Here is a 24,227-nt window from a genome sequence, read left to right on the forward strand (position 1 = left end):
ATAGGCACTAAAAGAACCATTCCAAGCACCACCACTCTCAAAAATACTGCTACTTATTCCTGCGGGAAAGGTGGTTGTCCCTGCGTAGGTGTTACTGGAGTAGTTGACAATTAATAGGTCATTTCCATCCCCACCATTGACGTTATCTTGTCCTCGTAAAGGATTAATAGTGTCATCCCCAGATGTTCCGATAATATTATCATTCCCATTAGTTCCCGTGAAATTCGCCTGTTCTACTTGAATACTTTCCCCATTTACTATAATAGTTGTCTGGTCATTCTCTGCTCGTAAAGCGTCTAAGGTTGCCACATCCAGACTATTTACCTGCACCAACTCCGCAAAAATTGCCCCCTCATCTCCCGCGCTATCCACCGGATTAATTTGAGCATCCACATAATGCCCAATCTCTTCTAAAATTACATTAACTATCGCTGCTGACGAGGCCGTATTTAAAAAAGATGCTGATAGATAAATCTTATTGGTACTGCTGGAATATGCACCATTTGCCGTCCCCAAAACTTCATCACTGAGTACCTCAATTGGGGGAATTTGACTAAAATTTCGGCTTTTCCACTGCTGTCGTAATTGCGTCGCTTTAACCACATCATAACTTGTGCCAAAAGCGATGGCTAAATTTGCCCAAAAGTCATCAGATTGAGCGAAATTAAACAAAACATCGTCAACAACAGGAAGAATCGGCAAAAGAGAGGAAGTCATGACATTAACAGCAGAGGTTTATTGCTAACAGTTTTAGCCCAACAATCCCCAATCTTTCAATACCCCTGTAACAGAAATTAATATTTATTACAAGAAAACGGGTTTCTTGAGACAGTCGGGAAAACTATATATAGCGGTTTTCAGTCTGCTGAGGTACAAGAGTTATGGGTTTTAGGCAAGAGGTAAAAGGGAAGAAAAATAGGTGTACCTCACTAGCTTGGGAAACGCTATATTCATAATTTATCATTCATAATTCATCATGCCCACGGGAGCATTTTTGGCGATTAATCCTGTTCCTCTAGCCATTTTTGCCAGAGATCTGGACGACGTTCCTTAGTACGATCGAGTTGTTGTTGATAGCGCCAATCAGCGATATCCTGATGATTACCCGATCGCAAAACCGGCGGCACTTGCCAACCGCGAAAGACCGGCGGCCGGGTATATTGGGGATAATCCAATAAACCTGCCTCAAAACTCTCCAATTTCAACGATTCTGCCTTACCTACCGTCCCAGGTAACAACCTCGTCACCCCGTTAATAATCGCTAAAGCCGGGATTTCCCCACAAGTTAGGACAAAATCCCCTAAAGATACCTCTCTAGTCACCAAATGCTCACAAACCCGCTCATCTACCCCCTCATAATGCCCGCAGATGAGAATTAACTGCTGATAACTACTGGCCCAAGTTTTCAGTAAAGCTTGATTGAGAGGTTCCCCCTGGGGAGTCATCAGCACGATCTCCCGGGGTGGTAAAATTTCTAAAGACTCGATCGCCTCAAAAATTGGCTCTGGTTTTAATAACATTCCCACACCACCACCGTAGGGTTCATCATCGACGCGACGGTGTTTATCGTGGGCAAAATCCCGGAGATTGACCAAATTTACCCTAGCGATGTCGCGTTCGAGAGCTTTTGCCAACAACCCCGACTGCAGCGGTGAAGTAAAAAAATCGGGAAAGAGAGTAATAATGTCAAACTGCACGGGAAAATTAAGGCCTAGACTGGGATAGTGTTTAATGTATCATTGTGTCACGGTTCGATCGGTTAAAATCTTGCTAATTTTGCGCTAGTCTATCTCAATAACATGATAGACTATGCTGTACTGTCTAGGGGTTTTTCTGGCTCTAGCTTGAGTGATCGAAGTCTAGCCTAGACTTAAAGTTAACTAACAGTCCGTCATTGCCAGTGGATCGAAGAAAATTGCTAAAATCGCCTCTACTATTGCTTGATGTCCCGAAAAATATTCCTAAACCGCATTTTTTTCCGTCAACCGTTCAGGGAAAATAACATCAAGATACCTGTACATCTTCCCGAAAAACCTTCCATCCCTAAAAATGTCTATTCGTTCAGTGACATGATCATCGAGCTAGAAACCCAACACCACCAAAATCCTACCCCCGTATCTCTCAAAACGGCGATTTTAGTCATTGGAGGTGCCGAGGATAAAGTCCACGGTAAAGAGATACTGCATACCTTTTGGAATCGCGCTGGGGGTAGCGAAGCAGTGATCGCTATTGTTCCCTCCGCTTCCAGAGAACCAGTTTTAATCGGTGATCGCTATCAGAAGATTTTCGAGGAAATGGGGGCAAAATACGTCAAAGTTATCGATATTCGCGATCGCGTGCAGGGAGAAGACCCCCAATTCCAGGCCTACATCGAAGAATGTACAGGTGTATTTATGACTGGAGGCGACCAGCTGCGTTTATGCGGTTTGCTCTCCGATACTCCCCTGATGGAAAGAATCAGACAAAGAGTGCAACAGGGAGAATTAACCCTAGCTGGAACTAGCGCCGGGGCCGCCGTTATGGGTCATCACATGATTGCTGGGGGCAGCAGCGGGGAAGCACCTAATCGGGCCCTAGTGGATATGGCCATGGGATTAGGTCTCATTCCTGAAGTCATTGTCGATCAACACTTCCACAATCGCAACCGCATGGCCCGGCTAATGAGTGCTATCTCTGGTTATCCCGAACGTTTAGGAATTGGCATCGATGAGGATACCTGCGCTATGTTTGAACGGGATGGCACGATGACGGTAATCGGCTGCGGTACAGTGACGGTAATTGATGCTAGGGAAATGTCCCACACCAACCACCATCACGTCACCGCAAACGAACCCCTGAGTCTGCATAATCTGCGGGTACATATTCTTGCCTACGGTGATGGCTATCATCTCAAAAAACAGCAAGTGATCCCTAAATTGGGGTAAAAAAACTCCTGAAAAACTGTTCACGATGAACAGTTTACCCATCTCGGAAAACCAGACAATAAACAACGGCTTCTTTGTGCTTCTCAACAGCGAACACCAGCATCATGAAAATTCTCAGAACCCAAACCCTGCGCGGTCCCAACTACTGGAGTATTCGTCGCGACAAGCTCATTGTTATGCGTCTAGATCTCGAAGAGCTCGCAGAGAAGCCATCGAATGAAATCCCCGGCTTTTACGAGGGATTAATCGACGTTCTTCCCAGTTTAGTCGAACATTACTGCTCCCCCGGTTATCGCGGTGGTTTCTTTGAACGAGTCCGCACTGGCACTTATATGGGCCACATCATTGAACATATCGCCCTAGAATTGCAGGAATTGGCGGGAACTCCCGTCGGGTTTGGTCGCACGAGAGGCACCTCCACCCCCGGAGTCTATAACGTGGTATTTGAGTACGTTGAGGAGCAAGCGGGACGTTATGCGGGTCGGGCTGCCGTGCGTTTGTGTCAATCGATTGTCGATACGGGAACCTATCCTAAGCAAGAATTGGCCCAAGATTTAGCCGATTTACGCGATTTATGCAATAATGCCTCCCTCGGTCCGAGTACAGAAACCATCGTCAAAGAAGCACAAGCTAGAAATATCCCCTGGTTACTCCTGAGCGCTCGTGCCATGGTGCAATTGGGCTATGGTGTTCACCAAAAGCGCATTCAAGCCACTTTAAGCAGTTTTTCGGGGATTTTAGCCGTTGAGTTGGCCTGTGACAAGGAAGGCACAAAAACTATCCTCAAGGATGGTGGCATTCCAGTCCCCCGGGGTACGGTGATTCAATACTTGGATGAGTTGTCAGCGGCAATCGAGGAAGTGGGAGGGTTTCCCATCGTGATTAAACCCCTCGATGGCAACCACGGCCGGGGCATCAGCATCGATGTTAAAACTCAACAGGAAGCAGAGGAAGCCTATGATCTAGCCAGTGCCGCCTCGAAAACCCGCAGCGTGATCGTAGAAAGATACTATAAAGGCAGTGATCACCGAATTTTAGTCATAAATGGCAAAGTTGCCGCCGTGGCCGAACGGATCCCCGCTCACGTCGTCGGTGATGGGCGCTCAACTATAGAAGAATTAATCGAAATTACTAATCAAGATCCCAACCGGGGTGACGGTCATGCCAACGTTTTAACTAAAATAACTATTGACAAAACCGCCCTTAATGTGCTAGAGAAACAGGGCTATGAATTAACCAGCATTTTAGCCCACGGAGAGATCGCCTATCTGCGGGCCACGGCTAATTTAAGCACCGGCGGCATCGCTGTGGATCGTACCGACGAAATTCACCCCGAAAACGTCTGGATCGCCCAAAGAGTGGCAAAATTAATCGGTTTGGACATTGCCGGGATCGATGTGGTGACAGAGGATATCCGCAAACCCCTGAAAGAAGTGGACGGGGTAATCGTAGAAGTCAACGCCGCCCCCGGTTTTCGAATGCACGTCGCCCCCAGTCGCGGTTTACCCCGCAATATCGCCGCTCCAGTTATCGATATGTTATTCCCCCCCGGGACTCCCAGTCGCGTGCCAATTCTGGCAATTACGGGAACTAACGGCAAAACCACCACTAGCCGCTTAATCTCTCATATTTGCCGGCAAACGGGGAAAGTAGTCGGATTTACCACGACGGACGGCGTATATATCGATGATTATCTGGTAGAAAAGGGCGATAACACCGGTCCCTACAGTGCCAGTATGATTTTGAAGGATCCCACAGTGGAGATGGCTGTGTTAGAAACAGCCCGGGGTGGTATCCTGCGATCGGGTTTGGCCTTTAATCAGTGCGATGTGGGGGTGGTGTTAAATGTGGCCGCCGACCATTTGGGTATCGGTGATATCGACACCATCGAACAAATGGCGAAGGTAAAAAGCGTTGTGGCCGAGGTGGTTAGCGCCGAGGGTTACGCGGTTTTAAATGCCGATGACCCCTTGACCGCTAGTATGGCCGAAAAAGTCAAGGGAAGAGTCGCTTATTTTTCCATGAGTCCCGATAACCCGATTATTCACGACCATATCCGTCGCGGTGGCATGGCCGCCATCTATGAGAATGGCTATCTGTCGATTCTAGAGGGAGAATGGACGCTGAGAATCGAGGAAGCAGTCAATATTCCCGTGACTATGCAGGGAATGGCTCCTTTTATGATTGCTAACGCCTTGGCCGCCTGTTTAGCCACTTTTGTGCAGGGTATCGATATCGAGTTAATTCGCCAAGGGGTGCGGACTTTTAAACCTTCCGTGGCCCAGACCCCCGGCAGGATGAACCTGTTTGACTTGGGACACCATCACGCTTTAATCGATTATGCCCATAATCCCGCCGGATACGAAGCCGTCGGCGGTTTTGTCGGCAATTGGTCCGGCGAAAAAGTCGGCGTGGTCGGCGGACCTGGCGATCGACGGGATGATGATTTAATTTTATTAGGGAAATTATCAGCCCAAATGTTCGATCGGATTATTGTTAAGGAAGATAACGATACTCGCGGTCGCCGCCGGGGGGAAGTGGCCGATTTAATTCTTCGGGGAATTAGCCAAGAAAATGCCAGTTTGCGACCGGAAGTTATTCTCGATGAAACGGAAGCTTTAGAGAAGGCTTTAAGTACGGTTTCCGAGGGTGGTTTAGTGGTAATTTTCCCCGAAAGTGTCACCCAGGCGATCGATTTGATCGAGAAACATCGACCCCTGACCGATAATCAGGGTTAGAAGTTAGGAAAAAGGTGGTGATTCGGTAGTAGTGATGGAGGCTTAATCCTTTGCTTTGCTGTGCATTGTAGTCATGGATAAAATGCCAAACAGCTTTCAATAGGATTAGTTTGACCAGTTTCTTCCGACTGGTCGATGACGTTTACTCGGAATTACTGTCTTATAGGACTCCCAAAAGTCTGTGTAAGCAACAGCAAATTGTCGATAAACACCAGGTAAACTGGCCCCAAAGTTTTTTGGCTGATTGACGACTCCTAGATTGTCGCCGTCTAACGCGCCCTAAATTTTGCCAAATGCAGATAGGAAAAACTCAGGCGATGACTTTAACTTCAACGTTCAATTTATCTAGCAGCGACGGGACTTAATTCGCTCATTATTTTTGATACTAAGCAAGATAATTCAAGGCATTTTTTAACTATAGCAGTTCTAGATGTTGGGGTTGGCGGTTTAGTTTTGGGGTATTAGTTGAAATTTCTCCATTTCCCTATCCTTGTCAATTGTGTATCAAAGCAGCTTGACATCCATATCTTGATAAATTTATCAAAGTTACTCTGATTTGAGACTATCTAAAATTAATTGTATATCTAAATCAAGAGCCTGAGCAATTTGTTCGATCGTTAATCCTAATCCTATTAGTTTGGGAACAGTTTCTAGTTTTGCTTTAATAACATTGTTTTCAGTTTTATAAATATGATAATTTTCTATTTCTCGATTATTAGAAGGGTTATGACAAAAAGTAACCTGATCAATTTTTACAGAATTTACTATGTTATTGGTACTACTCGTGGTAATAAATCTTTCAATCGCTGATCGAACAGTTGATTTATTTAATTCTTCCCCTAACACTTCCGAAAGAATGCGCCAAAGTTCATAGGCTTTATCTCTGGCATGACCTTCAGAACAATTATATTCTTCTGCTATTTTTGCATATTTCTGACCATCAAAAACGTTCTTTAAAATCCCTAATTGCAATGTATCGAGATGCTTTCCCGTGTGGTCAAAAACCAGATTATCAATAAGTGAGAAGACTTCTTGGGTATCCATGGGAGTAATGTTAAGATTTGGAGACACAATACCGTCATTATCCGTTATTTTCCGATATTTGTAAACATAGTTAACAAAACTTCCGACAATATCCGTTTTTTTCCGTCTTGACAATGTTTAAACTTATTAGTTAGGATTCTGCTTATTATGGTTGTTTTTGCAGTAACTACTCACTATGAGAGCCATTAAAATCCTCTGTATGTTCATTGGTGTGGGATTAATTCATTCTGCTCCCATACAAGCAAACAATATGAGTAATGATATTTTAATTAGCCAATCTCGTCGTCAGTATCAGTGTAAAACGGGACCTATGTTTATTAATGAAAGACAAAGAGTTGAACCTAATATATCTGGTGCTTCAGTTAGCGGTGATTATTGTTATGTTCCTGTGTCAGCTGGAAAATGTATAGCGATGGCTCCTTTTTTCAATTTTGGTGGTGGTAGTGGTCCATCGGGAATGAGCAAATGTGATCCTAATAGTATTACTGTCACAGATGACGCAACTGGTATCAAATATTATCGATTTAATGGAGGAGATAGATTTGTTCTTCAATAATTGATATTTTATCATCTCATCGAGTGCGATCACCAATTTTGTAGACTGCATTAACGCAGTGTAATGCAGCATTGCCTTAATATCTTAGCCCAGACTCTTGAAAAATGGCTTAAATTCATTTTAAATAGGTTGTTATAAACTTACTACTGTTGCTGTTCCTTTTGTTACTGTTGCCAAAACTTCTAAAACTTTAGGAACCAAACGATTTGATTGTGATTGTAAAATAATAATAGCTAGATTAAACTGCGGTAAATTTTGCTCAAATGGCAAATTGTTATCCACTGTAATAAAAATATCAAATTCTTGTGAAGCTAAACCTAACAGTTGACCATTCTTGATCCCAGTCCATCCCATTTGCGGAACAGTTTTGATATTATAACCTGTAAACTCCCTCATTAATCTTCGGTCAATACATTCATCTAAAAGAAGCCTCATTTCACGCTACCCTATCAATAAGCTCTTTTTCAAATTCTGCAAGTAAGCTAATAACTCGTTCTCTTGTTACCGTCGGAAAACCCTCTAAAAAATCATCAATTGATTCTCCTGCTTTAAGATAATCAAAAAGTGTTTGTATCGGAACTCTAGTACCTGAAAAAACAGGAACACCACTCATAGTTTCAGGAGATACATGGATAAGAGGCGAATATTTAGCCATTTTGATTACCTTCTTAGCTTCTACAGAGTAGATTAACCCAGAGCAATACGTCTTGTCTTCATATTCTAGCCTAGATTCTTGAAAAATGGGTTAAACTGATGCTAAATAGGGTTTGCTGACAAAGTACGGGCGAAGCATTCGGGCAATAACCTATCGGTGAAACCGTAGATTTTTTATCCGAATGCTTCGCCCCTACAGGACGCCGGCCGATGAAGACGCAAGGTTTTGAAGCACGATTCTCTCAAAATCTTGCACCTGTTTCGCGAGAAAAGCCACAAAACCCTTACCTTGCCTACATTTCACCTTTATTCAGCAAACCCTAAATAGGTTAGGGAAGTGACTTTCAGTTAATGATGCTAAAAATGAACAATAATCTAAAATCAAGCCGATAATGACTAAATGCAACCGACGGAAGCCCAACTTAGACAACTCTATCAGCTAATTTCAATAAAGTCCGAAAACTATGCACGGGTAGGTTCTTTATGGGAGGGGAGGTCGGCGACGACCTTCTCGACCCCTAACTATCAGTTAACGATTTTTAAAAGCTTCGATCGCCGCCGGCAAAGTATAGTAAATCCTCTCCTCGCTAATTTTATCTAACAAGCGGGAAAGTTGCAATTCTAAGTACAGATCGTGTTTAACCCTAGCGAGAGCGAAAACTATACCCCGTCTTGATAATTCTGCCGCTAATTCCTCAAGAATCTCTACGGCTGTACTATCCAATTCCCCAAGGGCCTCCGTATTCAAGACAAACCATTCTACTGGTTTTGTCTCCCGGGCAATGGCACTGAGAGCGCGACGTTTAAAGTCGGCCGCATTAGCAAAAAATAAGGGGGCATCGTAACGATAGATAACTAACCCTGGTATTGTTTGCGCTTCTGGCCAATCCTGGAGTGCGTGTAAACCCATCACCCCCGGGACTGTACCCAAGACCGCATCATCAGGCCGAGTAATGCGGGCCAATAAATCGATAACCGAGAGACCGATGGCGATGGCAACCCCGCTTAAAATCCCCGTGGTTAGCACCCCCACCATGGTCAGGACAGCGAGATTAAACTCACTATTGCGAAAGCTTTTTAGTCGTTTAGCACCGGCAATATCCACCAGTTTACAGGCCGCATAAATCACCAGCGCACCCAAAGCAGCCTTGGGAAAGAGTGCCAGTATCGGACCGAGGAAGAAAATGACCGCCACCACCACCCCTGCCACCACCAGGGAGTAAAGCTGACTTTTACTACCCACGGAATCGCCCACTGCGGTGCGACTGGCGCTGCTGCTGATGGGAAATCCCTGACAAAAACCCGCCGCCAGATTCCCCAGTCCTAGGGCTAAAAATTCTTGATTGGCATCGATTTCTTGGTTATGACGTGCGGCGAAGGCTCTAGCGGTCAAGACGTTATCGGAATAGCCCACCAGGGCAATGCCGACGGCCGCGGTTACTAGGGGTAGTAATTGGGAAAAATCTAGGGTTGGTAAGCCAAAATTGGGCAAAGTCTTGCTAATTTTCCCCACTACTGCCACCCCCTCTCCATCAAGATGGAAGGTGGCGACGGCGAGGGTTCCCAGTAAAACCGCCAGCAAGGGACCCGGTGCTTTGGGAAAATATTTTTGGATGACAAATAGAAATAGTAACAGCAATAGAGCTAGGCTAAGGGTTGGCCAGTGCCATTGGTTTATTCCCCAGAAAAAAGCGAAAATTTCTTTAAAAACCGTATTTTCACGGATTGACAAACCACTAATTTTACCCAGTTGTCCCGCAATCATGATCACTGCCACTCCCGCCATATAACCGATTAGGATCGGTTTGGAGAGTAAATTAGCTAGAAATCCCAAGCGGGCGATATAACCAACTAAACAGATTAAACCGACCATTAGGGCTAAAAAAGCCGCTAAACTGCCGTAATTTTCCCCTTGAAGGCTCACCAGAGGTGCGATCGCTGCCGCCGTCATCACTGCCGTGGTCGATTCTGGTCCGAGGGATAGTTGCGATGAAGAGCCGAAAAGGGCGTAAACTAGGGCGGCTGGCACGAGAGTCCACAATCCCACCACGGGATCGACCCCGGCCAGGTCGCCGTAAGCCATACACTGGGGAATAGCGTAGGCCGCCACGGTGACACCGGCGAGTATATCTCGGCCCAGCCACTGCCATTGATAGGAGCGCAGGTTTTTTAGCCCGGGTAAATCAGGAAAATCGACTCGTCGGGAGTTTTTACTCATAGTTTTTCTCTCTTAACGGCGACTTAACCTAATTTTAACGGAAGAATTAGCTAGGGTCTGCTGAAAAAGTTTGTTGGTGGGGGCAGGGTGTGGGCTTCGGCCGTGAGCTCAGCGTTCGACCGAGCTCACGCCGAGGTCCGAACGGGTGTGGGGTGTGGGCTTCGGCCGTGAGCTCAGCCGAACGGGTGTAGGGTTTTACCGATTTTGAGGTAGTCAGTTACCTAATTTTCAGGGAAAAAGTCCCAGAATTTTACCCCCGATCACTCCAATGGTCAGCACTTTTTGAGGGGAAAAAAGTCTAAAAGCCTTATCCAACAAGGTTTTTAGATTTATTCAGCCAGCCCTGGCTAGGAAAAGCCTTTAGGCTGAGATATTTTCTGTCAGCAGGATATTTATGCCGTGTTAACCGCAATTTTAGTTAAATTGGCTAAATATACTCGGAAATATCCTCTTGACAATCATCGGCTAAGTATGATAAGGCGCGGAAACGTAAACCGACTAATTGCTCGTAGAGAGGATTTAACTTGCACAGAGGCGGAATATGGACTAATTTATGACCAAACAGCACGATATCGCGTTCAAAAGGACATTGAGGCGGAACCATTTTGCAGATAAACCGGGCCAAGCGCGGATCGTGCATTTCTACCCCATCTAACCAGTCTTTGAGGGGATGCAGCAGATCTGGGTGGGGATGTTCGGCACTGATAAACTCGGATTTATTCGCTTCTGTGGTAATTTCGGGAATTTCACAGATAGTATGTTCTAAAGCTGACAGGGCCTCGATTTCTAACCCGAAAGCATCCCGATAACTACGCAGTAATTGCGCTTCTGCGGGGGAATAAATGCCATCGGCGATCGCTACCATAACCGCCGTGCGGAGGAAGTTTTCTGATATTTTCGGGTCATGACCGAAACTTGCGGCCAATTCTTCGGGACTAATCGATTGATAGAGAACGTGGTCGTCATCTAATTCTAATTCGTGAGCGAAACGGGCGATCGATTCCTGTTCGCTGGTGCTATAATCCCCATCACACCAGGCAATTGTCAGTAATCCCCGTAACCAGTCCCTAACTTGTTCGTTAGTGTAGCGGTATTGAACAGAGCTAACCATAGGTATGTATTGCTAAAACTGATTTCTAGTTTCTCAATTTAATTCTACCCATCGCCCCCGGATTCTAGTGGCTCCTGTTCATATCATTTAACTATAGCCAATAACCCCATGGTCAGCTAGGGATTTTTTGGTTTTCAGGCGGCATAATCGGGCAATTTTCGCCCCTAGGAGCAGGGGTAAGGGTTGGTGCTTCTTGTCCCTTCCCCAACCGCATCAGTCCTGATAAAAAGGCGGATTGCTGGGATTAACGGCCAATCCCCAGGTAACGGAAACCGGCTGCTGTCACCACCGCAGGATCGAGGAAATTGCGACCATCAATTAACACGGGTTCGCGCATGGTTTTAACCATTTTCCCGTAGTCGAGACGGAGGAATTCTTGCCATTCCGTCACCACCACCAAAGCGTCACAACCATCGGCTAATCTTTCCGGATCCGATTCGATAATCACACCGCTTAAACCGTGACTTAAACCACTTTGGGAAACGATCGGATCATAGGCTTTTACCTTAGCACCTAAACGATTTAACTGTTCGATCATGGTTAAAGCCGGAGCATCGCGCATATCATCGGTATCGGGTTTAAAAGTTAATCCCAACAAACCGACGGTTTTACCCTTGAGGATTTTTAATTCCTGTTGCAGTTTTTCGATCGCGATTGTCCGTTGACGTTTGTTAACATTGATAGCGGCGTTAAGTAATTCCGTTTCGTAACCGTAGTCTTCTGCGGTATGTACCAAAGCCGACACATCTTTGGGGAAACAGGAACCCCCCCAACCGATCCCGGCCGAGAGAAACTTGCTGCCGATACGGGAATCTAAACCGATACCTTTAGCCACTTGGGTGACATCGGCCCCCACGCGATCGCATATGTTAGCTACTTCGTTAATAAAGCTAATTTTGGTGGCTAGGAAGGCATTAGCAGCGTATTTAATCATTTCCGCCGAACTGAGATCCGTAACCACTACGGGAACGGGAGGCAAGGAGGGATCATCAGCAAATTGGCGTTTAACCAAAGGCGCGTACAATTCCTTCATCATTTCGATGGCTTTCGGGTTGTTACTGCCTAAAACAATACGATCAGGGTTAAAAGTATCATAAACTGCCGAACCTTCGCGTAAAAATTCGGGATTGCTGACCACATCGAAATCCGCTTCGATGCGTTCTAGTGTACTAATACCGCCACCAGCGGCCACGAGATTTTTTTGTCTCTCGGCCACGCCATCGAGGACGATCATCCGTACCCAATCCCCAGAACCGATGGGAACGGTAGATTTATTGACGATTACTTTATAACCACCGTTGAGATGGGCCCCAATACCCCGGGCCACCGCTTCCACATAACGGGTGTCACTTTCCCCCGTTGGTAGTGCAGGAGTACCAACAGCGATAAAGAGGATTTCGCCGTGTTTAACTCCCGCTTCTAGATCCGTGGAGAATTCCAGATTGCCGGAGGCTGCCGAAGACTGCATTAATTCCGATAACCCCGGTTCATAGATGGGGGATTGTCCCGATTTCATCAATTTGACTTTTTCTTCATTGTTATCAATACAGATAACATGATGGCCGATATGTGCTAGACAAACCCCAGTGACTAAACCCACATAACCCGTTCCGATAACACAAACACGCATGATAATCACTCCAGTGACAATTAAGTTAAATTTATTGATTAGGGATTAGCTTAGACGAGAACGGAAATCCTCGATCGTCATTTTTAAACCCTGATTTAGAGGAATAGTGGGACTCCAATCTAGATAGGTTTTAGCACGAGTGATATCTGGTTGTCGCTGCTTAGGATCATCTTCTGGCAGTGGTTTATAGACCAATTCGGTATCGGGATTAATCATGCCTTGGATGACTTGCGCTAATTCCAGAATTGTGTATTCATCGGGATTGCCGAGATTAATCGGCCCGATAAAGTCCCCATTCATCAAACGCATTAACCCTTCCACCAGGTCAGAAACATAGCAAAAACTGCGGGTTTGGGAACCTTGACCATAAACCGTCAGGGGTTCACCGCGCAAAGCTTGCACGACGAAATTACTCACCACTCGACCATCGTTTTCCAACATTCGCGGGCCGTAGGTGTTAAAAATCCGAGCCACCCGGATATCGACTTTATGCTCCCGATAATACTCAAAAGCCAGGGTTTCCGCCACCCGTTTACCCTCGTCATAACAGGAACGCGGCCCGATGCAGTTGACATTGCCTCGATATTCTTCCGCTTGCGGATGCACATCGGGATCGCCATAGACTTCCGAGGTAGAAGCGAGCAAAAATCGCGCTTTTACCCTTTTAGCCAGGCCCAGCATATACATGGTCCCTAAAACATTGGTTTTAATCGTTTTGACGGGGTTATATTGATAGTGGATCGGGGAAGCAGGACAGGCCAGGTGATAAATCTGATCCACCTCTAAACGGATCGGCTCGGTGATATCGTGACGAATTAGCTCAAAATAAGGATTTCCTAGCCATTTAACGATATTTCGGCGCACCCCCGTGTAGAAGTTATCCAGACAGATCACTTCATGACCCTGTTCCATCAAGCGATCGATTAGATGGGAACCAATAAAACCCGCACCGCCTGTAACTAGGATTCTCATGTAATCGAAAAGTACTCATATAAAATTATTCTTAAAATACCCTTACGCTGGCTTTTTGGCAAATATTTTTTTTGAGGCGGTGTTATCAGCGATCGCCGATGCCAGGCTAATGGCTGAATAATGGCTGGGTAATCCTTAAAAAATGTAACAATTTTCGTAGTCATCCCTACAGAGTTCTATATTGTCCAATCTTGTAGGCGTAAATTAGGGATTTGAGAGAAATCACGATAATTGCGTGTTACTAAAATACTGTTTTCTGATAAACTAATCGCTGCAATTCTTAAATCTTGTGTTCCTATACGAATTTTTTGCTCCCGTAATTCTCTGAAATGATAATGAGCTTCTAAAGTATAGTTCAAAATTTTAAATTTGCTCAGATAATTAACTATATCTCTCAAACCTTGATAGCCTTTGATTAACTTTTCATATTGATTGCTTTGAGAGTATTTTCTGATCACGCTGAACCATCCTCTTACTTGTTCTTCTAAAGTAATAATTGTTATAGCCGTATCATCAGGATCGATAGACGCTACTCTCCGAACTAAGTTCGGATGTAGTTTTTGCAGTAGGGTTATATGATCGGTATCTAATATATATTGAGTCACGGTGTTTCAACTTGTTGACTGTCTTCTTGGTCAACTTTTTGACGATAGGTTTCCATACTCTCTATGACTTCATCTAAGAGGGGATTATAGGTTAGTGTAACTGGTATATTGAGCAGTGGATGCTCTTGTTGTTGTTTTTTCTGCGCTAATTTTTCAAATAATTGGTTTTGTTCTTCTAAAGAAAGTTTATCGATAGATTCTATAATCTGGCTAAGAGAAAGATGAGGAGTCATAAATTACAAGCCTTTTTGACTAGATATTGATGCTAGTGTAGCATAATTCCCTTCGCTAACAGCTTTAAAACAGAGCCTACAGTAATCCGCATTTTTCTGATAGTTCCCTAGTGGTACAAACAGGATGCCTGTAAATGACATTGATGCAATTGGTAGCACAGGCATCCGCCGCCTGTAAAGAGATAGAAAGATTTAAGGTTAGAACAAGGCCAGCATCTGTTATAGTCTAATACAGAAGAAACTCCCTTGTCAAATTTAGGCAAATTCGGGCAAAATAGGGGATGTAAATTTTATACACTATTTAGTATTATTTTGATAGGACTAAAGAGGCTAGATTATGACCAGTGCCGAGCAAAATAAGCTATTTATCCTGATCGATGGGCATTCTTTGGCTTTTCGTGCCTATTATGCCTTTGCTAAGTCTCGTTCTGGTCCTCTGCGTACTTCTACCGGCATTCCCACCAGTGTTTGTTTTGGGTTTTTAAATTCTCTGCTGCAGTTACTAGAAACTCAAAAACCCACTTATTTAGCAGTGGCTTTTGATTTAGCAGTCCCTTCTTTTCGCCATGAAGCTGATGTTAATTATAAGGCTAATCGGCAAGAAACTCCCGAAGAATTTCGCCCCGATTTAACTAATCTGCAAAGTCTCTTAGCAGCGATGAATATTCCTATTGTGACTTCCCCCGGTTACGAAGCAGATGATGTTTTAGGAACTTTGGCAAAACAAGCCGGTGATCATGGTTATACGGTCAAGATTTTAACAGGCGATCGAGATTTGTTCCAATTGGTAGATGAGGAGAAAAAAACCACGGTTCTCTATCTGGATATTAATGCGGTCAAAAATACATCGGGACAGGGTTATACAGAATTTAATTCCCAAGCTGTCACGGAAAAGTTAGGGGTGACACCAAAACAGGTAGTAGATTTTAAAGCTCTTTGCGGTGATAAGTCTGATAATATCCCCGGGGTGCGCGGAATTGGCGAAAAAACAGCGATAGATTTATTAAAAAAATACGATAACTTAGACGATATATATACCAATCTGGAATCGATTAAGGGAATGGTAAAAACTAAATTATTAGAGGGAAAAACCGCCGCCGAAAGTTCTCGCTATTTAGCCAAAATTGCCCTTGATGCCCCCGTTAGTCTCGAGGAAGAGAAATTTCGTCTCCGAGGTTTTGATCGGCGTTTAGTTCAACCTTTATTGGCAAGATTAGAGTTAAAGAAAATTCTCCAGAAACTCGATCAAATTCAACAGCATCTAGGTGGCACTCCTACCCTAGAATTAACTAGCTATGCTGATTCTAATCAATTGTCTCTGTTTGATTTACCCCCTATTTCTCCACCGGTTCTAATTGCTCCCGACATTATTGATACTATTCCTAAGTTAGATGCTTTACTGGCAAAATTAACAACTTTCACTAATCCACATTTTCCCGTCGCTTGGGACACCGAAACCACGGATTTAAATCCTCGTGTAGCCAAATTAGTCGGGATCGGTTGCTGTTGGGGAAAAGAATTAAATTCTATGGCCTATATTCCCATAAGCCACCAGAGCGGTGATAATTTAAATCTAGAGATAGTCCTCGAAAAATTACGCCCAATTTTAGCCAGTGATAATTATCCGAAAGTCTTCCAAAATGCGAAATTTGATATTGATGTTTTTTATCATCAAGGAATTACCGTTAAAGGTCTAGTTTTTGATACTATGGTGGCTAGTTATGTCCTCCATCCCGAACTAACTCATAATCTCGAAGATTTGTGCGATCGCTATTTAGACGGTATGACTTCTCTTAGTTATAAAAGTCTCGGTATTCCTGCGGGAAAAACCATCGCTGATTTAGATATTAACACCACTGCTAACTACTGTGGATTAGATGCCTATGCTACCTATTTACTTCGAGAAAAATTACAGGCAGAATTAACTAAAATTCCCCCTTTGTATCAATTATTCTCAGAGGTAGAATCTCCCTTAGTGATGGTGCTGTGGCGAATGGAAAATTATGGTATAAAAATTAATATCAATTATCTAAAAAACTTATCCCAGCAACTAGAAAGAGACTTGGCAGACATAGAAAAAAAAGCTTATGAATCCATCGGAGAAACTTTTAATCTTAGCTCTCCTAAACAGTTAAGTGAAATCCTCTTTGATCGATTAGCACTCAACCGCAAAAAATCCAGAAAAACTAAAACAGGTTACTCCACCGATCAAAGTGTTTTAGAGAAACTACAAGGCGATCATCCCTTAATTGATTATATCCTTGAACATCGCACCTTATCTAAATTAAAATCCACCTATGTGGATGCTTTACCGAAATTAGCCGAACCAAAAACCGCACGAGTGCATACGGATTTTAATCAAACCATCACCAGCACCGGACGCTTATCATCCTCCAATCCTAACCTACAAAATATCCCTATTCGCAGTGAATTTTCCAGACGAATTCGTCAAGCTTTTATCCCCGAAGATGGTTACTTATTAGTATCAGCGGACTACTCACAAATCGAGTTAAGAATTCTCGCTCATCTCAGTCAAGAACCAGTTTTATTAGAAGCGTATCGTAGTAATCAAGATGTTCATAAAGTCACCGCTCAATTGCTCTTTGATAAAGGGGAAATTACCCCCGAAGAACGCAGTTTAGGAAAAACAATTAACTTCGGAGTTATTTATGGCATGGGAGCGCAAAAATTCGCCCGTGAATCGAAATTAACCGTAGAACAGGGCAGAAAATTTATTGAAAAATATCATCAACGTTATGCCCAAGTATTTGAGTATTTAGAAAATAGCAAAAAACAAGCGATCGCTCAGGGATATGTGGAAACAATTTTGGGCAGAAGACGTTATTTTAACTTCGATAATCCCCTCTTAAAAAGACTGCGGGGACTGTCCTTACACGACATCGATTTAGATAGCCTCAAACTCAACAACGAGGAAGCACAATTATTAAGATCGGCTGCTAATGCGCCCATTCAGGGTTCCAGTGCTGATATTATTAAAGTAGCGATGGTAAAATTGGCCGAGGTACTGCAAAATTATCGAGCGAGATTACTGCTGCAAGTCCATGATGAATTAGTCTTGGAAGTACCGAGGGAAGAATGGCCATCCCTAGAGTCAAAAATCAAGACGACTATGGAAGAAGCTGTCTCCTTGACGATCCCTCTCTTGGTAGAAATTAAAGCCGGTGACAATTGGATGGAAACCAAATAAAACTATGATCGAAAACAGACAATTTTTAACCCCAGAAGAATCCGCAGATGTGGACGCTGCCCTCTTAACTTCTCCCGAAAAATTCCTGACTCGTTTAACGATTTCTTCCCTACGCTTACTAAAAATAATCGCCGAAGATACGGGAGTAACCCTAGAAGAACTAACCCATAAACAGGTCATCCAATGGCTAGAAAAAGATAGTAAACTGCGTCGGGAACAGGGGATCGAAGCGGCAGTGCTGAAATGGTAAATAAACTCTTAAAAAATCAGCTACCCCTGACAATTTATGCTAGTTTTTAGCTATGAAGTTACTGGAGTTACAACAATGACAATTACCCTAAAAGTGCCTAGTATTGCCTGTGAAGGTTGCGCTAATACCATTACTAAAGCGATTAATAATCAGCAACCAGCAGCCCAAATATCGGTGGATGTAGCCAATAAAATCGTCACGGTAGAAACCACCGCATCCCGCGCAGAAATTGCCCAATGGATCAGCGAAGTCGGCCATACTGTTGAGTCTGGGAGTGAGGGTTGACATTCTCCCCCGTTAAAAATAAACCTCTGGTAAAAATCCAGGGTAGTTCTATTTTTGTGTTGTTCAGATTAGGTTTACTCCCAAGCTTTCTAGTTGTTGGTTTATCCAAGCGGTTGCCGTTTCTTCCTCGGTTTCTATCGCTTTTTATACTCCTATTTTAGCAATTTCTAAGAGTTGTTTGGATTTTGCTTTTAAAGCACTCTTAGAGTAAATGTGCGATCGCTTTCAAAAGTTCTGTTAATTTATTTTTCCATCAGTATAGCGCAAAATACGTCTGATAGCATTTACAATGAGGCATATATAATCTGTGCTGATTCTAAAATGTTTTTACATCTTAGCCAGTTATCACTCCGTTTGAGTGATGCTTTCACAATTAAATCTACTTTTCGATCAAAAATTGCTTGCAGTTCATCGCGCATTTGTAGGGTTTCGGTTAAACCTCGTTTAGCAGTTGGGGAAAAGGTAATTAAAATATCAATATCGCTATCTGAACGGAAATCTTCGCGTAAAACTGAACCAAATAATGCCAATTCGGTGACTTGCCACTTTTGACAAAATCCTTTAATTTGTTCCATTGGTAGATTTATTTTTGTGTTCATCAGATTAGGTTTACTCCCAAGCTTTCTAGTTGTTGGTTTATCCAAGCGGTTGCCGTTTCTTCATCGGTTTCTATCGCTTTTTCTACTCCTATTTTAGCAATTTCTAAGAGTTGACTTAAAAGGTAGATTGATGATTTTAATGAGTCAGAATCAGTGAGAATTAGCCGTTTATGATGCTGAGGATGCGTTTTTAAGGGTCAATCGTCTAGGGTTGTCCTTATTTCGGTTTTGGGGTGATGAGATTCATGAGCGTTTAATGGAGAATTTGAATAAATTTTTATGATGAGGTATCGTCATTGTTATCAGTTTTTTTACTTCGTAAATCTACCCATAGATGTCTTAAATTAAATGGACTAGGTGGCACATCAGGACGTTCTAGTTGATGGTCAAGACGACTCACATCATTTTGCCATCCTTCCGGCGATAAAGTTAAATCTATAATGGTTAGTTGTGAACAATGCTTATTAACTTTATTTAAAATTTCTTTTAATTCCATATTTTGAATATAACCAATCATTGCTCCCGAACTGACGGATTTTCCATAACCCCATTCAGCTAAAATAAATCTTTGTATGCCTTTTAAAACATAATCTTTTTGAAATTTTGACGGAGGAGAACCTAATCGTTTAGCTTCTAAAGTATAGTACCTAGACATCCTCTCAGGATTTATCTCATGTGAATCCCGCATTTCCCACTGAAAATCAGGTTTTTTGTCTTCTCGTCTAGATCGACTTGCATCATCACTAACAGGCTGATTTTGACCTTGATATATGGGAGAACAGGAAAGCCCTTGTTTATCATTCTGACAATTTAGCCTACGAACTAACATAAAAAGCTGACGACTTAAATCATCTTCTTTATACGGCAAATCTGTGCTTTCTTGAAGTAATTTCAAAGCACGACTAAAAAGCTCCAAAACTCTCTTTTCATGATTACCCCATATATCTTTTTCTAATAAACTTGGTTTTGCCATAAGTTTAGAGCCTTTCTTGAGATTCTTGTAAGTTAATAATTTGAAGCATTGTTGCCTCCGCATCCTCACGCGCCATGCTACGAGTCCAGAATCTTCGTTCATTACGCTTAATAATAATGATTTCTGTATCAGAAACCGAACGAACTAAACCATCAAGATAAATTTGATGGCTATTATAGGGAACTAATAAACCGTTTTCTTGTCTTGCTAATTGATCAATAATTTCTATCCATTGTTTTTGCTCTGATTGGGAGACAGGTTGAGGTTTTTCTCCATACTCTTGTGTAGAGAAAATAACGGCTAACATAGGATTTTCTAACCCCTGAAATTGAGGACGAATAATCTGCCAACTGAATTCACCATCAGGTTCTAATTCTCGATTCCAAATATCTAAAAAGGCTTGTAAATAACCTTCTAATTCTTTTTGAGTTTGACGGTTTTTATTAATATCGTTGAGAAGTCCTTGATTTTGTTGAGGATAGCTTTCAACAGGTTTTACTGCTTTACTGTTGATATGATTATAGTAAAACTCTATCCCTACATCACACATATCACGAATGAGATCCCGTTCAGCAATGGTGAGATCATAGACATCAAATATTGCCTCATCTAATTGATATTCTAATTCAGTGAGTTGTGCTTCTATTTTTTCTGGAGTTTTTCCTTCAGGATGTTCAATACTATACTTTATAGGATTACAATTCTGTAATTGCTCAACAATATCGATAACTTTTTCCCGAATACCTTGATCCTTTGGAAAAATAATCGGCAAACTTAAATATTCATCCTTATAAATTCCATCATGCCATATTCCCCATTTGCTAGAAGTCAGAAAAAAGTAATAACGAGATAATGAAGACCATAAAGTTCCTAATATAATTTTATATTTCCATTCTTCAGCATCATGTAACTTGATACAATTTACTGAATTTGTAAAACTGAAGTTTTCTGATTCTAATCGAGCAATAATTTCTCCTTTTTTTCTAGATGCTTGACTAATGCCATGTTTAATCAATAATCTTTCACCATAGAATAAAGATTCATTCGCTATACGATGCACTTTTTTGGGAGATGATGTAAACCAGTCTTTTTGAATAGAAGAATAACGTTGAAATTTGGGAATCGGTAGATTTTGATATTCAGATAGCCATTGTGGTGCTGAATAAGCACTTCCAGTTGTAAACCCTTGACCACTATTGTTAGGATCATGTAATTCTTTTAATGCTGGAGCTAAAGTTATACCTTGAATTAAACCAGCATCTTGATGATTTCCCCAATAATAAATTTTCCATAAAGAATCATTATAAAATAGTTCACTTTGTCTGATACCACGACGATCCATAACACTCAAAATAACAGCTTGCACATTTTTAATCATAGCTGTTTTTTTAGCAGACCAATAAGTGACAACTTGATCTTTTAAGGTTAACTCTGTCTGATTGACTTTCTGAAAAATAATTGAAGCAAAAGGAGAAATTGAGGCACTAGATTGGTTTTTATTACCAGATTTAAAGAAAATATCACGAACATGAGCAAAATTGACAACTTCTTTTAATAAGACACTGTTTAACCATTTTTGTCTAAATTCTTTGCTTTTATCATGGGTCTTAAATAAAATACCTGTTGATACCACTAATGCTGACCATCCATTATCTTTTAAAAAATCAAATACTCTCCAGATAAACGCTTGAGAACGTTCTTTATCTCCGACTGGATAATCACGTTCTTGACACCATTGTAAAGCGATATTTAAGTCTTTTGTGCCTTTTTTATCCTTCGTTTTAGGAGATCCCCAAGGAGGATTACCGACAACAACATCAGCACATTGACTACTAAAATTTCTAGATAATATCACATCCTCTGAGTTAGAAAATTCTTGAAAAGCATTATCGCAGACTAAATTATTAAAGTGATTATCCTCAGATAACCCATTCGCTTGATAAATTAAAAAGGGTAATTTTTCACCTCGTTTAATTTGTGATAAAATGTTTCGAGGCTCTTGATAATTTAATAAAGCAAGATATAGACTAAATGCAGTAATTCTGATAGCTTCTGAATTAATTTCTATCCCAGCTATCTGATTTTTTAAGATTTCTCTTAACTCTTGCCAACTTAATCGCTGTCCCTGATTTTGATAGACTCGATGTCTCACAATTCTCCGAAATGCTTCCACTAAAAAGATTCCTGAACCACAACAAGGATCAAGAATACGGGGATGAGTTGTCAAACAATCTGACGTTAAAACTTTAGACAAGACAAATTCTACTAATGAACTCGGTGTATAATGCGTCCCATTATCAATATTTTCTGTATTTGACTCATGATAAAATTCTTCATAAATACTACTAATTAAAGAAATAGGAATTATATCAAATTTATAGGCCCAGAAAAATAATTTTTTTTGTTGATCAATATTTCCCTGTAAAAATTCTTGTAAGAGAGATAAATGCTGTTGCTCAACAGATTCCGCTTCTTGTTCATCAGAAGGGAACATATCTCCGTTAAAATCTTGACTCAACCGATTAAATAAAGCATAGGTAAAACTTTTATCACTTAATATTTTGATATAATGTTGTTTAGCTTCAATTTCCATATTTAACTGATCGTCAGGAGCATTAAGTAAGGCTTTCCATGTTGCATTGTTTTGTGCTATTGCTTCAAAATACTCTTGAGTTAAAATTCCTCTATCTTCCAAATAGCGAATAAAAATTGATCTACCAATTAAAGCATGAGCATATTTACGTTTATTTTCGCTTAATCCTTCACGAATTAAGGCTAAACGAACTGTTTTTAAATCTTTGATCAGTGATTGATCAGCACGTTGATTAGATGTTTCAAAACGCTCATCCTCAAAAAGCTTCCCTGATTCAATTTGTTCCCGTCTGTATTGATAAAGTTTTGAAGTTACTTCAAGTATGTTTTGGGCAACTTCTAACGGTCTATTATTTTCCTTCCAATCTTCTATACTTCTAGCAGGTGGTTTGGTTAGATCGTAAATAGCTAGTTCACCTTCTTTCGCTAAAAATAGGTAACTTGGTCTAGCCATACACCATATTTTATTAAAGATTTGCCGTACTTTTTCATCTTCTTGAGTATCGCATTTAGCAAAAATAATCACAGGATTATTATTGACAAAAAAAACTTTTTCTGCTTCAACTTGCTTGGCTAATTCTAACCAATCTCCTTTTTCTATCCACTCTTCTAAAGTTATTTCTGACAATGACACTTTTGAACTCACTAAGTCGCCTTGACTAAAATCGAGTTTATCATAAGCATATTCTAACAATTCATAAGCAGAATTAGCTGTCATCATCTTGAGTAAATCACTGGTAATAGTTGATTGTGTTGGTTAGAGTCACATAACCTAATCTTTGGTTTTTTTGAACTATTTTTAATAGTATGACTGATAGGAAGCGTAACTGTCAAGTAAACAGACAAGCCGCCATTATGTCAATTTTTTAATAATTTGCCTCTAGCACTGAAAGCGAGAAAACAGCGATCGCATTTGGGGCAGCTTTGCTGTGGCAATTGTCCGTGACTCAATATCTGTAATAATCTAATACAGCCCTTGTAAACCTTCTTTAAGCTCTGGGTTTTCGTCTTGATCGAGATGCACAAAATCGCCCTTAGATGAGAATTAGTTTACAAAAATTTACATTTGGAGATAAGGAGCAATGAGTCAAGTTTCCGGTACAGATGTTCCCGATTTGGGGCGTCGTCAATTTATGAACCTGTTGACCTTTGGTACAATTACCGGAGTAGCAGCGGGGGCTTTGTATCCGATTGTTAAGTATTTTATTCCCCCCTCGGCCGGTGGTACGGGTGGCGGTGTCACCGCTAAAGATGCCCTAGGCAATGATGTGATTGTCAGTCAATTTCTGACCAGCCATAACGCTGGCGATCGCACCTTAGCCCAAGGTTTAAAAGGCGACCCCACCTATTTAGTCGTCCAAGAGGACAAAACCCTGGCCAACTACGGAATTAACGCCGTCTGTACCCACTTAGGTTGTGTGGTGCCTTGGAATGCCAGCGAAGAAAAATTCATGTGTCCTTGCCACGGTTCCCAGTACAATGCCGAAGGAAAAGTAGTTCGCGGTCCAGCGCCTCTATCCTTAGCCCTCGCCCATGCCAACGTCACCGATAATGATAAAGTCGTCTTCTCCACTTGGACGGAAACCGACTTCCGCACCGGTGAAGAACCCTGGTGGTCCTAGATTATTCAATGTG

At 41.9% G+C, this 24,227-nt stretch carries 20 protein-coding genes and 2 pseudogenes; 7 read left to right on the forward strand and 15 right to left on the reverse strand.

Going from position 1 to position 24,227, the window contains the following annotated elements; translation table 11 throughout:
* Positions 1-717, reverse strand: a pseudogene (locus tag IM462_RS18365) (hemolysin); the annotation flags it as partial.
* Between the two features lie 284 nt (positions 718-1,001).
* A complete protein-coding gene (gene trmD, locus IM462_RS18370) occupies positions 1,002-1,697 on the reverse strand; it encodes a tRNA (guanosine(37)-N1)-methyltransferase TrmD (RefSeq protein WP_130756548.1) in 696 nt (231 codons plus the stop codon).
* Between the two features lie 372 nt (positions 1,698-2,069).
* Here trmD and IM462_RS18375 point away from each other — a divergent pair, with 372 nt between their 5' ends.
* Both IM462_RS18375 and cphA read left to right on the forward strand, forming a co-directional pair.
* Positions 2,070-2,924 (forward strand): cyanophycinase, encoded by an 855-nt coding sequence (locus IM462_RS18375; protein WP_002737451.1) that lies wholly within the window; start codon positions 2,070-2,072, stop codon positions 2,922-2,924.
* 104 nt (positions 2,925-3,028) lie between these two features.
* Positions 3,029-5,662 carry a cyanophycin synthetase gene (cphA, locus tag IM462_RS18380; RefSeq protein WP_287699714.1) on the forward strand — a complete coding sequence of 878 codons (2,634 nt, stop codon included), beginning with the start codon at positions 3,029-3,031 and terminating at the stop codon, positions 5,660-5,662.
* A gap of 105 nt (positions 5,663-5,767) precedes the next feature.
* Here the strand turns inward: cphA and IM462_RS18385 are convergent.
* Both IM462_RS18385 and IM462_RS18390 read right to left on the reverse strand, forming a co-directional pair.
* Positions 5,768-5,918: pseudogene (locus IM462_RS18385) on the reverse strand (ISNCY family transposase); the annotation flags it as partial.
* A gap of 290 nt (positions 5,919-6,208) precedes the next feature.
* Positions 6,209-6,706, reverse strand: coding sequence for a helix-turn-helix domain-containing protein (locus IM462_RS18390; RefSeq protein WP_287699715.1), 498 nt, complete (start codon positions 6,704-6,706; stop codon positions 6,209-6,211).
* A 175-nt stretch (positions 6,707-6,881) separates the two neighbouring features.
* Between IM462_RS18390 and IM462_RS18395 the strand changes: the two genes are divergently transcribed.
* Positions 6,882-7,262: a hypothetical protein gene (locus IM462_RS18395; protein ID WP_287699716.1), complete on the forward strand. Its 381-nt coding sequence runs from the start codon at positions 6,882-6,884 to the stop codon at positions 7,260-7,262.
* A gap of 132 nt (positions 7,263-7,394) precedes the next feature.
* On the opposite strand, the gene IM462_RS18400 is transcribed toward IM462_RS18395, so the two are convergent.
* From IM462_RS18400 to IM462_RS18435, 8 genes are all read right to left on the reverse strand, one after another.
* Positions 7,395-7,697, reverse strand: a complete 303-nt coding sequence (locus tag IM462_RS18400) for a DUF5615 family PIN-like protein (RefSeq protein ID WP_159298016.1) — start codon at positions 7,695-7,697, stop codon at positions 7,395-7,397.
* 1 nt (position 7,698) lies between these two features.
* Positions 7,699-7,917, reverse strand: coding sequence for a DUF433 domain-containing protein (locus IM462_RS18405; protein WP_002746174.1), 219 nt, complete (start codon positions 7,915-7,917; stop codon positions 7,699-7,701).
* A 528-nt stretch (positions 7,918-8,445) separates the two neighbouring features.
* On the reverse strand, positions 8,446-10,134 hold the full coding sequence (locus tag IM462_RS18410; RefSeq protein WP_287699717.1) for a SulP family inorganic anion transporter: 1,689 nt from the start codon (positions 10,132-10,134) through the stop codon (positions 8,446-8,448).
* A gap of 427 nt (positions 10,135-10,561) precedes the next feature.
* The gene (locus tag IM462_RS18415) at positions 10,562-11,245 is read right to left on the reverse strand and encodes a Mo-dependent nitrogenase C-terminal domain-containing protein (RefSeq protein ID WP_002746178.1); all 684 of its coding nucleotides are present in this window, start codon (positions 11,243-11,245) and stop codon (positions 10,562-10,564) included.
* A gap of 244 nt (positions 11,246-11,489) precedes the next feature.
* Positions 11,490-12,875 carry a UDP-glucose dehydrogenase family protein gene (locus IM462_RS18420; protein ID WP_287699718.1) on the reverse strand — a complete coding sequence of 462 codons (1,386 nt, stop codon included), beginning with the start codon at positions 12,873-12,875 and terminating at the stop codon, positions 11,490-11,492.
* A 45-nt stretch (positions 12,876-12,920) separates the two neighbouring features.
* The gene (locus IM462_RS18425; protein ID WP_287699719.1) at positions 12,921-13,847 is read right to left on the reverse strand and encodes a UDP-glucuronic acid decarboxylase family protein; all 927 of its coding nucleotides are present in this window, start codon (positions 13,845-13,847) and stop codon (positions 12,921-12,923) included.
* Positions 13,848-14,023: 176 nt separating this feature from the next.
* Positions 14,024-14,452, reverse strand: coding sequence for a type II toxin-antitoxin system VapC family toxin (locus IM462_RS18430; protein WP_002781451.1), 429 nt, complete (start codon positions 14,450-14,452; stop codon positions 14,024-14,026).
* Positions 14,449-14,685 (reverse strand): hypothetical protein, encoded by a 237-nt coding sequence (locus IM462_RS18435; protein ID WP_002781452.1) that lies wholly within the window; start codon positions 14,683-14,685, stop codon positions 14,449-14,451. The genes IM462_RS18430 and IM462_RS18435 overlap by 4 nt, the downstream gene beginning before the upstream one ends.
* 337 nt (positions 14,686-15,022) lie before the next feature.
* Between IM462_RS18435 and polA the strand changes: the two genes are divergently transcribed.
* From polA to IM462_RS18450, 3 genes are read left to right on the forward strand one after another with little or no spacing between them, the layout of a single operon-like run.
* Positions 15,023-17,893, forward strand: a complete 2,871-nt coding sequence (polA, locus tag IM462_RS18440) for a DNA polymerase I (RefSeq protein ID WP_287699720.1) — start codon at positions 15,023-15,025, stop codon at positions 17,891-17,893.
* Positions 17,894-17,897: 4 nt separating this feature from the next.
* Positions 17,898-18,143 carry an NDH complex assembly factor CRR9 gene (locus IM462_RS18445; RefSeq protein WP_002736270.1) on the forward strand — a complete coding sequence of 82 codons (246 nt, stop codon included), beginning with the start codon at positions 17,898-17,900 and terminating at the stop codon, positions 18,141-18,143.
* A 36-nt stretch (positions 18,144-18,179) separates the two neighbouring features.
* Positions 18,180-18,428 carry a heavy-metal-associated domain-containing protein gene (locus tag IM462_RS18450; RefSeq protein ID WP_008206496.1) on the forward strand — a complete coding sequence of 83 codons (249 nt, stop codon included), beginning with the start codon at positions 18,180-18,182 and terminating at the stop codon, positions 18,426-18,428.
* Positions 18,429-18,712: 284 nt separating this feature from the next.
* On the opposite strand, the gene IM462_RS18455 is transcribed toward IM462_RS18450, so the two are convergent.
* From IM462_RS18455 to IM462_RS18465, 3 genes are all read right to left on the reverse strand, one after another.
* Entirely contained in the window at positions 18,713-19,003 is a 291-nt protein-coding gene (locus IM462_RS18455; protein WP_287699721.1) for a nucleotidyltransferase family protein, read from the reverse strand.
* 301 nt (positions 19,004-19,304) lie between these two features.
* On the reverse strand, positions 19,305-20,000 hold the full coding sequence (locus tag IM462_RS18460) for a hypothetical protein (protein WP_287699722.1): 696 nt from the start codon (positions 19,998-20,000) through the stop codon (positions 19,305-19,307).
* 4 nt (positions 20,001-20,004) lie between these two features.
* Complete coding sequence (locus IM462_RS18465) at positions 20,005-23,313, reverse strand: HsdM family class I SAM-dependent methyltransferase (protein WP_287699723.1); 3,309 nt, start codon at positions 23,311-23,313, stop codon at positions 20,005-20,007.
* 361 nt (positions 23,314-23,674) lie between these two features.
* On the opposite strand from IM462_RS18465, the gene petC reads away from it, so the two are divergent.
* Positions 23,675-24,214, forward strand: coding sequence for a cytochrome b6-f complex iron-sulfur subunit (gene petC / locus IM462_RS18470; protein ID WP_002781457.1), 540 nt, complete (start codon positions 23,675-23,677; stop codon positions 24,212-24,214).
* Positions 24,215-24,227: the final 13 nt, after the last annotated feature.

Origin of the sequence: Microcystis sp. M144S2, from assembly GCF_020246065.1 — a bacterium.
GTDB classification, from domain to species: domain Bacteria; phylum Cyanobacteriota; class Cyanobacteriia; order Cyanobacteriales; family Microcystaceae; genus Microcystis; species Microcystis ichthyoblabe_A.

Coding starts and splice junctions, on each gene's coding strand:
- IM462_RS18375 (WP_002737451.1), top strand. CDS start 2,070: ATGATCATCGAGCTAGAAACCCAACACCACCAAAATCCTACCCCCGTA.
- cphA (WP_287699714.1), top strand. CDS start 3,029: ATGAAAATTCTCAGAACCCAAACCCTGCGCGGTCCCAACTACTGGAGT.
- IM462_RS18390 (WP_287699715.1), bottom strand. CDS start 6,706: ATGGATACCCAAGAAGTCTTCTCACTTATTGATAATCTGGTTTTTGAC.
- IM462_RS18395 (WP_287699716.1), top strand. CDS start 6,882: ATGAGAGCCATTAAAATCCTCTGTATGTTCATTGGTGTGGGATTAATT.
- IM462_RS18400 (WP_159298016.1), bottom strand. CDS start 7,697: ATGAGGCTTCTTTTAGATGAATGTATTGACCGAAGATTAATGAGGGAG.
- IM462_RS18405 (WP_002746174.1), bottom strand. CDS start 7,917: ATGGCTAAATATTCGCCTCTTATCCATGTATCTCCTGAAACTATGAGT.
- IM462_RS18410 (WP_287699717.1), bottom strand. CDS start 10,134: ATGAGTAAAAACTCCCGACGAGTCGATTTTCCTGATTTACCCGGGCTA.
- IM462_RS18415 (WP_002746178.1), bottom strand. CDS start 11,245: ATGGTTAGCTCTGTTCAATACCGCTACACTAACGAACAAGTTAGGGAC.
- IM462_RS18420 (WP_287699718.1), bottom strand. CDS start 12,875: ATGCGTGTTTGTGTTATCGGAACGGGTTATGTGGGTTTAGTCACTGGG.
- IM462_RS18425 (WP_287699719.1), bottom strand. CDS start 13,847: ATGAGAATCCTAGTTACAGGCGGTGCGGGTTTTATTGGTTCCCATCTA.
- IM462_RS18435 (WP_002781452.1), bottom strand. CDS start 14,685: ATGACTCCTCATCTTTCTCTTAGCCAGATTATAGAATCTATCGATAAA.
- polA (WP_287699720.1), top strand. CDS start 15,023: ATGACCAGTGCCGAGCAAAATAAGCTATTTATCCTGATCGATGGGCAT.
- IM462_RS18445 (WP_002736270.1), top strand. CDS start 17,898: ATGATCGAAAACAGACAATTTTTAACCCCAGAAGAATCCGCAGATGTG.
- IM462_RS18450 (WP_008206496.1), top strand. CDS start 18,180: ATGCTAGTTTTTAGCTATGAAGTTACTGGAGTTACAACAATGACAATT.
- IM462_RS18455 (WP_287699721.1), bottom strand. CDS start 19,003: ATGGAACAAATTAAAGGATTTTGTCAAAAGTGGCAAGTCACCGAATTG.
- IM462_RS18460 (WP_287699722.1), bottom strand. CDS start 20,000: ATGGCAAAACCAAGTTTATTAGAAAAAGATATATGGGGTAATCATGAA.
- IM462_RS18465 (WP_287699723.1), bottom strand. CDS start 23,313: ATGATGACAGCTAATTCTGCTTATGAATTGTTAGAATATGCTTATGAT.
- petC (WP_002781457.1), top strand. CDS start 23,675: ATGAGTCAAGTTTCCGGTACAGATGTTCCCGATTTGGGGCGTCGTCAA.